Origin of the sequence: Streptomyces sp. ICN903, from assembly GCF_022015835.1 — a bacterium.
In the GTDB taxonomy this organism is placed as follows: Bacteria; Actinomycetota; Actinomycetes; order Streptomycetales; family Streptomycetaceae; genus Streptomyces; species Streptomyces fenghuangensis.
Window position 1 is genome coordinate 1 of the sequence record NZ_JAKMAY010000166.1, and the last position, 12,840, is coordinate 12,840.

The following is a 12,840-nucleotide window of genomic DNA, read 5'->3' on the forward strand; positions in this document are numbered from 1 at the left end:
GGGGTACCGGTGGTCGGGGCGGGGCCGGGGGAGCGGCGCCGGATCGGCGACCTGTCCTGGGAGGTGCTCTGGCCCCGTCGGCCGCCGCCGCCCGGGCCGCCCTCCGCCTCGGGCGAGGAAGCCAACGACGCCAGCGTCACCCTCCTCGTCCGCGCGGCCGGCCTGACCGTCCTCCTCCCCGGCGACCTCGAACCCCCGGCGCAGCGCGGCCTGCTGGCGGCACACCCCGACCTGCCCGCGGTGGACGTCCTGAAGGTGGCCCACCACGGCTCGGCCCACCAGGAGCCGGCTCTGCTGGAGCGGCTGCGCCCCCGCGTGGCCCTCGTCTCCTGCGGGGAGGACAACCCTTACGGCCACCCGTCCCCGAAAGTCCTCGCCGGACTGCACGCCCTGGGCTCCGCCGTTGTGCGCACCGACACCCACGGCTCCCTGGCCGTCACCGCGGACGGCACGGTGATCGCATCGGGGTGAGGGGCCGACTCGCCTCCCTCACCGAAGGCCCGTCAGCGCGTGAGCCACAGACCGTCGCGCATCAGCTCCCGGCCCGCCAGTTCGTTCTCCTCGCGCCAGGCCAGCAGCCTCTCCGGCCGCAGCCGGAGGTAGACCCATCCGGACTTCCCACGCGGATCCCAGCCCAGCTTCGCGGCGAACGCGTCCGCCTCCCGTCCAGGCAACTCACCGGGATCGAGGATCTCGGCGCGTGCGTCGATCAGGACCACGTCCCGCGTGTGCCCCAGAGCCACCCGCGCCCGCGCCTCCCGGCCCGCCGCCCGCAGGTTGCGGACGGTGGGCCGGGAGGCGCGGGTGGAGATCAGCAGCGAGCCCTCGGACCAGAGGAACGACAACGGCACGAGGCAGGGGGTGGCGTCGGGATTCACCGTGGACACCCAGGCGTCCACGTCCTCCTCCAGCCGCTTGAGCACATCGCGTCTGCGCTGCTCCGCCGTGCGCGGAGCCGGGTGAGTGTCCGTCATGTGCCGGACACTAACCGGCGGTGCGGCACGCCGCATCGGGCGGACGCCCCGGGCCTCGCGCCCTACTCCCGCCCACCACCCGGACAAACCGCTTCCGGTCCGTTCGCCGGATGGCGCCCGCGCGGCCTCAGCCCCTCTCCAGCCAGCCGTCGTACTCGGCGGCGAGGGCGTCCAGTTCGGCCGGGTCGTACGCGCCGCCCGGGTCGTCGAGGACGACCAGCCACTGGGCGTCCTCGGCGTCGTCCTCGCCGGCCAGCGCCTCGCGGACCGGCCGCGGCTCCTCCGCCAGGCCGAGCCGTTCGGCGACCTCCTCGGCCACCTCCTGTGCGGCGTCGCGGTCGGGGAGCACCAGGATGTGTCGTACGTCGTCCACCGCGCCATTGTGCGACAGCCGCCGGAGCGGTCCGCGGACAGGTCCCGGGCGGTCCTCGCCCGCTCCCGCCGGCCACCCCGGCGCGGCCGGGGTTGTCGGCGGCTCGTGGGATGCTGGTGCGCGATGGCCGGTAAAACCAGGAAGTCCTCGACCGACGACCCCCTCGCCCCCGTCACGCTCGCGGTGGGCCAGGAGGATCTGCTGCTCGACCGCGCGGTGCGCCAGGTGATCGACGCGGCCAGGGCCGCCGACGCCGACACCGACGTGCGCGAACTCGCCCCCGCCGACCTGCGGCCCGGCACGCTGGCGGAGCTGACCAGCCCGTCCCTGTTCGCCGAGCGCAAGGTCGTGGTCGTCCGGGACGCGCAGGACCTCGCCGCCGACACGGTCAAGGACGTCAAGGCGTATCTGGGCTCCCCGGCCGAGGAGATCACCCTGGTGCTGGTGCACGCGGGCGGCGCCAAGGGCAAGGGGCTGCTGGACGCCGCCCGCAAGGCGGGTGCGCGCGAGGTCGCCTGTCCGAAGATGACCAAGCCCGCCGACCGGCAGGCGTTCGTGCGCGGTGAGTTCCGCGCCGCCGGGCGCTCGGCGACGCCGGAGGCCTGCCAGGCCCTGGTGGAGATCCTCGGCAGCGATCTGCGCGAACTGGCCAGTGCCTGCTCCCAGCTCACCGCCGATGTCGAGGGCACCATCGACGAGGCGGTCGTGGCCCGCTACTACAGCGGGCGTGCCGAGGCGTCCAGCTTCACCATCGCCGACCGGGCGGTGGAGGGCAGGCTGCCCGAGGCGCTGGAGGCGCTGCGCTGGTCGCTGTCCACGGGGGTGGCCCCGGTGCTGGTCACCAGCGCCCTGGCCCAGGGGGTGCGGGGCATCGGCAGGCTGATGTCGGCCCCGCGCGGGATGCGTCCCGGGGATCTGGCCCGTGAGCTGGGGATGCCGCCGTGGAAGATCGACCGGGTCCGCCAGCAGATGCGCGGCTGGTCGGCGGCCGGGGTGTCGGCGGCGCTGCGCGCGGTGGCCGAGGCGGACGCGGCGGTCAAGGGCGGCGGGGACGATCCGGAGTACGCCCTGGAGAAGGCCGTCATCACCATCGCCCGTGCGGCCCGCTCCCGCTGAGGCGGAGCGGTGCGAGGAGAACCCGCGGGGAAGCGGCGCGCGGGGAGGTGATGCGCACGGGGTGCGTGCGGAATGTGTACTGCCCGCCGGGGGGAATCCGGCGGGCAGTCTCGCTTTACGGCCTGTGAGCAGGCTCTTTGTCGTGCGCCGCACCCGCGTGGCGAACGCAGGCCGCGTGCGGCGCGGTGGGCCGGCACGGAGCGGTGAGAGGGTCCGCTGGATTCCGCTTCGGCACCGGGGTGGGCCGTCAGCCGACGGCCCGGGGGCTTCAGCCCTTGAGAGCGGAGACCTTCTGGGCCAGCGCCGACTTCTTGTTGGCGGCCTGGTTCTTGTGGATCACGCCCTTGCTGGCGGCCTTGTCCAGCTTCTTGCCGGCCAGGCGCGCGGCCTCGGCGGCCTTCTCGGCGTCACCGGCGGCGATCGCCTCACGGGTGCGGCGGATCGCGGTCTTCAGCTCGGACTTGACCGCCTTGTTGCGCTGGCGGGCCTTCTCGTTGGTCTTGATCCGCTTGATCTGGGACTTGATGTTCGCCACGAAAGAGCCTTCTCGGGTGTGATGAGGTGTGATTCCGTGTCCCGTCTCCCCGTGCGGTCCCGTCGCACCGTCCGCGCGCCGGGCCCCGCGCGAGGGCATTGAGACACAGTCGGTCAGGGTACCAGCAGGCCTGATCGACTCCCAAACCGGACCGTAAGCGCCACTCATGGGACGATGGGGGAGACGTACCGATCCGAGCCATGACCCGACAGGACCCTGCGTGCCCGCGACCCCATCGAACGTGCCGGAGCCGAGCCGTACCGACCCGGCGCTGATCCGCAACTTCTGCATCATCGCGCACATCGACCACGGCAAGTCGACGCTCGCCGACCGGATGCTCCAGCTCACCGGTGTCGTCGAGCAGCGCCAGATGCGCGCCCAGTACCTCGACCGCATGGACATCGAGCGCGAGCGCGGCATCACGATCAAGTCCCAGGCGGTCCGCCTGCCGTGGGCCCCCACCGAGGGCGAGGACAAGGGGACGACCCACATCCTCAACATGATCGACACCCCCGGGCACGTCGACTTCACCTACGAGGTGTCCCGCTCGCTGGCCGCGTGCGAGGGGTGCATCCTCCTGGTCGACGCCGCCCAGGGCATCGAGGCCCAGACGCTCGCCAACCTCTACCTGGCGATGGAGAACGACCTCACGATCATCCCCGTCCTCAACAAGATCGACCTCCCGGCCGCCCAGCCGGAGAAGTTCGCCGCCGAGCTGGCGCACCTCATCGGCTGCGACCCGTCGGAGGTGCTGAAGGTCTCCGCCAAGACCGGTGAGGGCGTCGACGCGCTGCTGGACGAGGTCGTGCGGCAGGTCCCGGCCCCGGTCGGCGTCGCGGACGCCCCCGCCCGCGCGATGATCTTCGACTCGGTCTACGACGCCTACCGGGGCGTCGTGACGTACGTGAAGGTCGTCGACGGCAAGCTCTCCAAGCGCGAGCGCATCCAGATGATGTCCACCGGCGCCGCCCACGAGTTGCTGGAGATCGGCACCAACAGCCCGGAGATGCTGCCCTCCGACGGCCTGTCCGTCGGTGAGGTGGGCTATCTGATCACCGGTGTGAAGGACGTGCGCCAGTCCAAGGTCGGCGACACCATCACCCAGTTCTCCAAGGGGGCCACCGAGGCGCTGGGCGGTTACAAGGACCCCAAGCCGATGGTGTTCTCCGGCCTGTATCCGCTGGACGGCTCGGACTACCCCGAGCTGCGCGACGCCCTGGACAAGCTCCAGCTCAACGACGCCGCGCTGGTCTACGAGCCGGAGACGTCCGCCGCCCTCGGCTTCGGCTTCCGCGTGGGCTTCCTCGGCCTGCTGCACCTGGAGGTCATCCGCGAGCGCCTGGAGCGCGAGTTCGGGCTCGACCTGATCGCCACCGCGCCCAACGTGGTCTACCGCGTGGACATGGAGGACGGCACCGAGCACGTCGTCACCAACCCCAGCGAGTACCCGACGGGTAAGGTCGCCCAGGTGCACGAGCCGGTCGTCCGCGCGACGGTGCTGACCCCGAACGACTTCGTCGGCGCCGTGATGGAGCTGTGCCAGTCGCGGCGCGGCAACCTGCTGGGCATGGACTACCTGTCCGAGGACCGCGTCGAGCTGCGCTACACCCTTCCGCTGGCGGAGATCGTCTTCGACTTCTTCGACGCGCTCAAGTCCAAGACCCGCGGTTACGCCTCGCTCGACTACGAGCCGACCGGCGAGCAGACCGCCGACCTGGTCAAGGTCGACATCCTGCTGCACGGCGACAAGGTGGACGCCTTCTCCGCGATCGTCCACAAGGACAAGGCCTACAGCTACGGGGTCAGGATGGCCTCCAAGCTGCGCGAACTCATCCCCCGGCAGCAGTTCGAGGTGCCCATCCAGGCCGCCATCGGCTCGCGGGTCATCGCCCGCGAGACCGTCCGCGCCATCCGCAAGGACGTGCTCGCCAAGTGCTACGGCGGTGACATCTCCCGCAAGCGGAAGCTGCTGGAGAAGCAGAAGGAGGGCAAGAAGCGCATGAAGGTGGTGGGCCGGGTGGAGGTCCCGCAGGAGGCCTTCATCGCCGCGCTCTCCTCGGACTCCGACGGCGGCGGCGACGCCAAGGGCAAGAAGTAGGGCCCGCCGCCCGCCCGGGCCCGCCCGTACGGTCCGGTGCGCGGGCGGAAGCCGCAGGACCGAGCAGGACGGAGCGTCCGTGAGGGCGCCGGTACGGCCCGCGCGGGCCGTACCGGCGCCCTCACGCGTGCGGGCCCGTGCGCGGGCGCACGGGCGGGCGGCGGTGTATGTGGTGTATGTATCGCACAGGTCACGGCTTCACGCAGGCGGTGTGCAAGCTCTTTCAAGGCGGGGCCTTCCGCCTTAGGCTGATCGCCCGCTCGGTTGTTACTCGCGAGTCACTCAATACGCACAGAGCAGTACGCACAGCACGGAAACGTTCCACCCTTCCCACCTCAGCACTCGCGGTGGGCCGAGCCTTGGAGCCACCCCCCTGCACCGTCGCGGGCCCCGGAGGATGTTGTGAGCGACAACCAGTCCCTGATCCAGAACCGTCCGCCCTCGGTGGCGAACCTCTTCCTGGAGCGCATCGAGGCGACCCCGGACGGCGAGGCGTACCGCTATCCCGTGCCCCCCGCCTCGGGCCAGGGGCCGGACGAGTGGCGCTCCCACACCTGGGGCGAGGCGGCGCGGCGGGTCTTCGCGATCGCCGCGGGCCTGATGGACCTGGGGGTGAGGCCCGAGGAGCGGGTCGCCATCGCCTCCAACACCCGGGTCGACTGGATCCTGTGCGACCTGGGGGTGCTGTGCGCCGGAGCGGCCACCACGACCGTCTACCCCAGCACCAACGCCGAGGAGACCGCCTACATCCTCGCCGACTCCGAGAGCCGTGTGCTGATCGCCGAGGACGCCGGGCAGCTGGCCAAGGCCCGCGAGCGCCGCGCCGAGCTGCCGGATCTCGCCCACGTCGTCGTCATCGAGGCGGAGGGCGCCGTGGCCGCCGAGGGCGACCCGGAGGGGTGGGTGCTGTCGCTGGACGAGCTGCGCAAGCGCGGTGAGGCGTACCTCGAGGAGCACCCCGAGGCGGTCAAGGAGACCGTCGGCGCCCTGCGTTCCGACCAGCTCGCCACCCTGATCTACACCTCCGGCACCACCGGCCGGCCCAAGGGCGTACGGCTGCCGCACGACGCCTGGTCCTACATGGCCAAGGCCATCGCCGCGACGGAGCTGGTCCGCGCCGACGACGTGCAGTACCTGTGGCTGCCGCTGGCGCACGTGTTCGGCAAGGTGCTCACCGCGGCCCAGATCGAGGTCGGCCACGTCACCGCCGTGGACGGCCGGGTCGACAAGATCATCGAGAACCTCCCGGTCGTGCGGCCCACCTACATGGCCGCCGTCCCCCGGATCTTCGAGAAGGTCTACAACGGGGTCGCGGCCAAGGCGCGGGCCGGCGGCGGCGCCAAGTACAAGATCTTCAAGTGGGCCTCCAAGGTCGCCCGCGAGTACGCCAAGGTCACCCAGGACAACTTCCGCCGCACCGGCACCGCCTCCGCGCCCGCCGGTCTGAAGACGAAGCACGCGGTCGCCGACAAACTCGTCTACGCCAAGCTCCGCGAGGCCTTCGGCGGAAGACTGCGCGCCTGCGTCTCGGGTTCCGCCGCCCTGGCGCCGGAGATCGGCTACTTCTTCGCCGGCGCCGGCGTCCACATCCTGGAGGGCTACGGCCTCACCGAGTCCAGCGCCGCCAGCTTCGTCAACCCCGGCGAGGCGTACCGCACCGGCACGGTCGGCAAGCCGCTGCCCGGCACCGAGGTGCGCATCGCCGAGGACGGCGAGATCCTGCTGCGCGGCCCCGGCATCATGCAGGGCTACCACAAGCTGCCGGAGAAGACCGCCGAGGTCCTGGAGGAGGACGGCTGGTTCCACACCGGCGACATCGGCGAGCTGTCGGAGGACGGCTACCTGCGGATCACCGACCGCAAGAAGGACCTGATCAAGACCTCCGGCGGCAAGTACATCGCCCCGGCCGAGGTCGAGGGCCAGTTCAAGGCGGTCTGCCCCTACGTCTCCAACATCCTGGTGCACGGCGCCGACCGCAACTACTGCACCGCGCTCATCGCGCTCGACGAGCCCACCATCATGGGCTGGGCCGAGGAGCACGGGATGGGCGGGAAGAGCTACGCGGAGGTCGTCGGCTCCGACGAGGTGCACAAGCTCGTCGACGGCTACGTCCAGCGCCTCAACGAGGGCCTCCAGCGCTGGCAGACGATCAAGAAGTTCCGGATCCTGCCGCGCGACCTGGACATCGAGCACGGTGAGCTCACCCCGAGCCTGAAGCTGAAGCGGCCCGCGGTGGAGAAGGAGTTCGGCCATCTGATCGAGGAGATGTACGCGGGCACCCGCGAGGTGTGAGACCGGAGGGCGCGCCTCGGCTCGCCCCCGGTCCGCCCCCGCCGGGCCGGTGCCCGGCGGGGGCGGTCCGGTCCGCTCAGTCCACCAGGTCGCGGACGACCGCGTCGGCCAGCAGCCGACCGCGCAGGGTCAGCGCCGCGCGCCCGCGCTCGTACGCCTCCGGGCGCAGCAGCCCGTCCGCCAGCGCCCGCTCGGCGGCGCGCGCCCCCGCCGGGGCCAGGACGTCCAGCGGTACGCCGTCCACCAGCCGCAGCTCCAGCAGGATCCGCTCCACGCGCCGGTCCTCGTCGTCCAGCACCTCGCGGCCCACGCCCGGTGAACGGCCCCCGGCGAGCGCCTGGGCGTAAGCGCCGGGGTGCTTGGCGTTCCACCAGCGCACCCCGCCGACGTGGCTGTGCGCCCCCGGGCCGGCGCCCCACCAGTCGGCGCCCGTCCAGTACAGCTCGTTGTGGCGGCAGCGGGCGGCCTCCGTCACCGCCCAGTTCGACACCTCGTACCAGCCGAGACCGGCCGCCGACAGCATCTCCTCGGCGATCAGGTAGCGGTCGGCGTGCACGTCGTCGTCCGTCATCGGCACCTCGCCGCGCCGGATGCGGGAGGCCAGCCGCGTGCCGTCCTCCACGATCAGCGCGTACGCCGAGACGTGGTCGGGCCCGGCGCCGAGAGCGGCCTCCAGCGAGGCCCGCCAGTCGTCGTCGCTCTCGCCCGGGGTGCCGTAGATCAGGTCCAGGTTGACGTGCTCGAAGCCCGCCACGCGGGCCTCGGCCACGCACGCCTCGGGACGGCCCGGGGTGTGGGTGCGGTCCAGCACGGCCAGCACGTGGCGCCGGGCGCTCTGCATGCCGAAGGAGATCCGGTTGAAGCCCGCCTCGCGCAGTTCGGCCAGGTACGCCGGACCGACGGACTCCGGATTGGCCTCCGTGGTGACCTCGGCGCCTTCCGCCAGCCCGAACTCCTCGCGGATCACCGCCAGCATCCGCCCCAGGTCGGCGGCGGGCAGCAGGGTGGGGGTGCCGCCGCCGACGAAGACCGTCTCCACCGGCCGGGGATCGTCGCCGAGCACCTTGCGGGCCAGCCGCACCTCCTCGGCCAGCGTCTGCGCGTAGTTGTCCCGGGAGGCGAGCGCACCGCCGGAGCCGCGCAGCTCGCTCGCGGTGTAGGTGTTGAAGTCGCAGTAGCCGCAGCGCGTCGCGCAGTACGGCACGTGCAGGTAGAAGCCGAGGGGGCGCCGCGCGGCGTCCGCCAGGGCGTGCGCGGGCAGGGAACCGTCGGCGGGGACGGGCTCGCCGTCGGGCAGTGCGGAAGGCATGGGGTCCATTGTCCCGCACCCGTTCCGAACCGGGCCGCGTCCCGGCTGCCCGCGGCCGGGACGGGCGGCCGGCCGTTCCGAAGCGGGCCGCCGGCCCCGGGGCTCACCGCCCGTCGGGCCCGCCCGCCGGTCCGCCCACCGTGACGTGGTCGATCAGCCGCTCGACCGGGCCGAGCAGCCCCGGCTCCAGATCCGTGTAGTCGCGCACGCTCCCCAGGATCCGCTTCCACGCCGCGCCGGTGTTCTCCGGCCAGCCCAGCGCCCGGCACACCCCCGTCTTCCAGTCCTGGCCGCGCGGCACCCGGGGCCAGGCGCCGATGCCCAGGGCGGACGGCTTCACCGCCTCCCAGACGTCGATGTACGGATGGCCGACGACCAGCACGTTCTCACCGGTGACCTCGGCCGCGATCCGGGACTCCTTGGAGCCGGGCACCAGATGGTCCACCAGCACGCCCAGCCGGGCCCCGGGAGTGGGGCCGAAGGCCTCCACGACCGCCGGGAGGTCGTCCACGCCCTCCAGGTACTCCACGACCACGCCCTCGATCCGCAGGTCGTCGCCCCAGACCTTCTCCACCAGCTCCGCGTCGTGGCGCCCCTCGACGTAGATGCGCCCCGCCCGCGCCACCCGCGCGCGGACGCCCGGCACCGCCACCGAACCCGAGGCCGTGCGCCGGGGCGCCTTCGGGGTGGGCGGGGCCGCGGCCCGGGGCCGGACGAGGGTGACGGCCTTGCCCTCCAGCAGGAAACCGCGCGGCTCCATCGGGAAGACCCGGTGCTTGCCGAAGCGGTCCTCCAGCGTGACGGTGAACCCCTGCGCCGTCTTCTCGCAGCGCACCACGGCCCCGCAGAAACCGGTCGTGACCTCCTCCACCACCAGATCCGGCTCGGCGGGCACCTCGGGCGCGGGCCTGTGGTTCCCCGAGGTCCGCTTCCACGGAGGGGTCAGGTCGGGGCCGTACTGTCTGCTGCGCATGCGGTCATTGTGTTACGGGATCGCCACCGCGAAACCTGCCGTGAAACCCGGGGCGGAAGCCCCGCCGCGAAACCCGCCGGGGCATCCGTCAGGCGGTGCCGAAGCGCTCCGCCAGCGCGTCGCGCTGGGCGCGGACGAAGGCGGCGTCCACCACCGCCCCGTGGCCCGGCACGTACCGCGCGTCCTCGCCGCCCAGGGCGAGCAGCCGGTCCAGTGCGGCCGGCCAGTGGACGGGGTGGGAGTCCGGGCCCGCCTGCGGCTCGCCGGACTCCTCCACCAGATCGCCGCAGAAGACCACGTCCGGCCCGCCCAGGACGCCGGGGACCACGACGGCCAGGTCGTGGGCGGTGTGCGCCGGGCCGACGTTGGCCAGGAGCGCCTCCCGGCCACCCAGCTGGACGGTCAGCTCGCCGGCCACCCGGTGGTGCGGGTGGACGAGCACGTCGACCGCCTCGGCCGCCTCCCGCGGGTCCACGCCGTGCCGCACGGCGTCCTGGCGCAACTCGTCCTTCGAGTGGACCAGCAGGTCCTCGATCCCCACCGCCCCGTAGACCTCCACCCCGGCGAAGGCCGAGGCGCCCAGGACGTGGTCGAAGTGCGGATGGGTCAGCGCCACATGGGTCACCGGCAGCCCGAAGCGCTCGTGCAGGTGCCGCCGGACGCGCGCGCCGTCACCCAGCGTCGCGCCCGTGTCGACCACCAGCATCCCCGACTCGCCCGCGACGGCCCCGACCGTCTCGTCCCAGCCGGGCATGCGGCGGCGTACGACTCCAGGCGACAGCTCTTCCCAATCCGTCTCCATACCGCGACGCTAGCGCCATCACGCGGGCGGTGCCCGCCGGGATGTGGCGGGGATCGCCCTCCCGGTCGGCGCCCGCCCTTGCCCTGGCCGTGGTCACCGGCCGTACACTGGCACAGGGTGACTGGCACTCACCGGCTGAGAGTGCCAGAGAACGCCAGAGAAGAGGACCGGAAAGAGACGGCCGGACGGGAGGTGCGCCCAGATGCTCAGCGAACGCAGACTCGAAGTCCTGCGCGCCATCGTCCAGGACTACGTGGGCACGCAGGAGCCGGTGGGGTCCAAGGCACTGACCGAGCGGCACAACCTCCAGGTCTCCCCGGCCACCGTGCGCAACGACATGGCGGCCCTGGAGGACGAGGGGTACATCGCCCAGCCGCACACCAGCGCGGGCCGCGTCCCCACCGACAAGGGGTACCGCCTGTTCGTCGACAGGCTGGCGGGCGTCAAGCCGCTGTCCAAGCCGGAGCGCCGGGCGATCCAGAACTTCCTGGAGGACGCCGTCGACCTCGACGACGTCGTCAGCCGCACCGTGCGGCTGCTGGCCCAGCTCACCCGCCAGGTCGCCGTCGTCCAGTACCCCTCGCTGACCCGCTCGACCGTCCGCCACGTCGAGCTGCTGCTCCTGGCCCCCGCGCGTCTGATGCTCGTGCTGATCACGGACACCGGGCGGGTCGAGCAGCGCATGGTGGACTGCCCCGCCCCCATCTCGGAGTCGTCCCTGGCCGACCTGCGCGCCCGGCTCAACAGCCGGGTGGTCGGCGAGCGCTTCTCGGAGGTGCCCAGGCTGGTGCAGGATCTGCCGGAGTCCTTCGACGCCGAGGACCGCGGCACGGTCTCGACGGTGCTCGCCACCCTCCTGGAGACTCTGGTGGAGGAGACCGAGGAGCGGCTGATGATCGGCGGCACCGCCAATCTCACCCGCTTCGTGCACGACTTCCCGCTGACCATCCGGCCGGTGCTGGAAGCTCTGGAGGAGCAGGTCGTCCTGCTCAAGCTGCTGGGGGAGGCCAAGGATCCGGGCATGACGGTGCGAATCGGTCATGAGAATGTTCACGAGGGGCTGACGTCCACGTCGGTCGTCTCGGTCGGTTACGGTTCGGGAGACGAGGCGGTCGCCAAGCTCGGTGTGGTCGGGCCGACCCGCATGGACTACCCCGGAACGATGGGAGCGGTACGCGCAGTGGCACGTTACGTCGGACAGATCCTCGCGGAGTCGTAAGTGGCAACCGACTACTACGCGGTCCTGGGCGTACAGCGCGATGCCTCGCAGGACGAGATCAAGAAGGCCTTCCGCAGGCTCGCGCGCGAACTGCACCCTGACGTCAACCCGGACCCGAAGACGCAGGAGCGGTTCAAGGAGATCAACACCGCCTACGAGGTGCTCTCCGACCCGCAGAAGAAGCAGATGTACGACCTCGGCGGCGACCCCACGGGCGGCGCGGGCCGGGGCGGCGGCTTCGGCGGGGGCTTCGGGAACTTCTCCGACATCATGGACGCCTTCTTCGGCGCCGCCTCCCAGCGCGGGCCGAGGTCCCGCACCCGGCGCGGCCAGGACGCCATGATCCGGCTCGACATCGAGCTGGACGAGGCGGCCTTCGGCACCACCAAGGACATCCAGGTGGACACGGCGGTCGTCTGCACCACGTGCAGCGGCGAGGGGGCGGCCCCGGGCACCTCCGCGCAGACGTGCGACATGTGCCGCGGCCGCGGAGAGGTCTCGCAGGTCACCCGGTCCTTCCTGGGCCAGGTCATGACCTCGCGCCCCTGCCCGCAGTGCCAGGGCTTCGGCACGGTCGTGCCCACCCCCTGCCCGGAGTGCGCCGGCGACGGCCGGGTGCGCTCGCGGCGCAACCTGACGGTGAAGATCCCGGCAGGCGTCGACAACGGCACCCGCATCCAGCTCGCCGGCGAGGGCGAGGTCGGCCCGGGCGGAGGCCCGGCGGGCGACCTGTACGTCGAGATCCACGAGATGCCGCACCCGGTCTTCCAGCGGCGCGGCGACGACCTGCACTGCACGGTCACCATCCCCATGACGGCGGCGGCGCTGGGCACCAAGGTCCCGCTGGAGACGCTGGACGGTCTGGAGGAGGTCGACATCCGGCCCGGCACCCAGTCCGGCCAGTCGATCCCGCTCCACCAGCGCGGTGTGACGCATCTGCGCGGCGGCGGCCGCGGCGACCTGATCGTCCACGTGGAGGTCCAGACGCCGAACAAGCTGGACCCGGAGCAGGAGGAACTGCTGCGCCGCCTGGCCAAGCTGCGGGGCGAGGAGCGGCCCACGGGCCAGTTCCAGCCGGGGCAGCAGGGGTTGTTCTCGCGGCTGAAGGATGCGTTCAACGGTCGCTGAGGCCGCGCTCGGGGGGGTGCC

The 12,840-nt window shown here is 72.4% G+C and carries 12 protein-coding genes; 6 read left to right on the forward strand and 6 right to left on the reverse strand.

What is annotated here, in order from left to right:
- On the forward strand, window positions 1-471 hold a 471-nt coding region (locus tag L7D48_RS17560), incomplete at its 5' end, for a ComEC/Rec2 family competence protein (protein ID WP_374492630.1).
- 32 nt (window positions 472-503) lie between these two features.
- Here the strand turns inward: L7D48_RS17560 and L7D48_RS17565 are convergent.
- Both L7D48_RS17565 and L7D48_RS17570 read right to left on the reverse strand, forming a co-directional pair.
- Window positions 504-974, reverse strand: coding sequence for a pyridoxamine 5'-phosphate oxidase family protein (locus L7D48_RS17565; protein WP_237880398.1), 471 nt, complete (start codon window positions 972-974; stop codon window positions 504-506).
- Between the two features lie 127 nt (window positions 975-1,101).
- Window positions 1,102-1,347: a hypothetical protein gene (locus L7D48_RS17570; RefSeq protein ID WP_237880399.1), complete on the reverse strand. Its 246-nt coding sequence runs from the start codon at window positions 1,345-1,347 to the stop codon at window positions 1,102-1,104.
- Between the two features lie 123 nt (window positions 1,348-1,470).
- Between L7D48_RS17570 and holA the strand changes: the two genes are divergently transcribed.
- Entirely contained in the window at window positions 1,471-2,463 is a 993-nt protein-coding gene (gene holA / locus L7D48_RS17575; protein WP_237880400.1) for a DNA polymerase III subunit delta, read from the forward strand.
- 268 nt (window positions 2,464-2,731) lie between these two features.
- On the opposite strand, the gene rpsT is transcribed toward holA, so the two are convergent.
- The gene (rpsT, locus tag L7D48_RS17580) at window positions 2,732-2,998 is read right to left on the reverse strand and encodes a 30S ribosomal protein S20 (protein WP_093654535.1); all 267 of its coding nucleotides are present in this window, start codon (window positions 2,996-2,998) and stop codon (window positions 2,732-2,734) included.
- A gap of 220 nt (window positions 2,999-3,218) precedes the next feature.
- On the opposite strand from rpsT, the gene lepA reads away from it, so the two are divergent.
- Window positions 3,219-5,096, forward strand: coding sequence for a translation elongation factor 4 (gene lepA, locus L7D48_RS17585; protein ID WP_237880401.1), 1,878 nt, complete (start codon window positions 3,219-3,221; stop codon window positions 5,094-5,096).
- 402 nt (window positions 5,097-5,498) lie between these two features.
- Entirely contained in the window at window positions 5,499-7,388 is a 1,890-nt protein-coding gene (locus tag L7D48_RS17590; protein ID WP_237880402.1) for a long-chain fatty acid--CoA ligase, read from the forward strand.
- Between the two features lie 76 nt (window positions 7,389-7,464).
- On the opposite strand, the gene hemW is transcribed toward L7D48_RS17590, so the two are convergent.
- The 3 genes from hemW to L7D48_RS17605 all read right to left on the reverse strand — a co-directional run bounded on the left by hemW (window position 7,465) and on the right by L7D48_RS17605 (window position 10,472).
- A complete protein-coding gene (gene hemW, locus L7D48_RS17595) occupies window positions 7,465-8,697 on the reverse strand; it encodes a radical SAM family heme chaperone HemW (protein WP_237880403.1) in 1,233 nt (410 codons plus the stop codon).
- 103 nt (window positions 8,698-8,800) lie between these two features.
- Window positions 8,801-9,670, reverse strand: a complete 870-nt coding sequence (locus tag L7D48_RS17600) for a DUF3097 domain-containing protein (RefSeq protein WP_237880404.1) — start codon at window positions 9,668-9,670, stop codon at window positions 8,801-8,803.
- 88 nt (window positions 9,671-9,758) lie between these two features.
- Window positions 9,759-10,472, reverse strand: a complete 714-nt coding sequence (locus L7D48_RS17605) for an MBL fold metallo-hydrolase (RefSeq protein ID WP_237880405.1) — start codon at window positions 10,470-10,472, stop codon at window positions 9,759-9,761.
- 202 nt (window positions 10,473-10,674) lie between these two features.
- On the opposite strand from L7D48_RS17605, the gene hrcA reads away from it, so the two are divergent.
- Both hrcA and dnaJ read left to right on the forward strand, forming a co-directional pair.
- Entirely contained in the window at window positions 10,675-11,691 is a 1,017-nt protein-coding gene (gene hrcA / locus L7D48_RS17610; RefSeq protein WP_101254251.1) for a heat-inducible transcriptional repressor HrcA, read from the forward strand.
- Window positions 11,692-12,819 (forward strand): molecular chaperone DnaJ, encoded by a 1,128-nt coding sequence (gene dnaJ / locus L7D48_RS17615; protein ID WP_237880406.1) that lies wholly within the window; start codon window positions 11,692-11,694, stop codon window positions 12,817-12,819.
- Window positions 12,820-12,840: the final 21 nt, after the last annotated feature.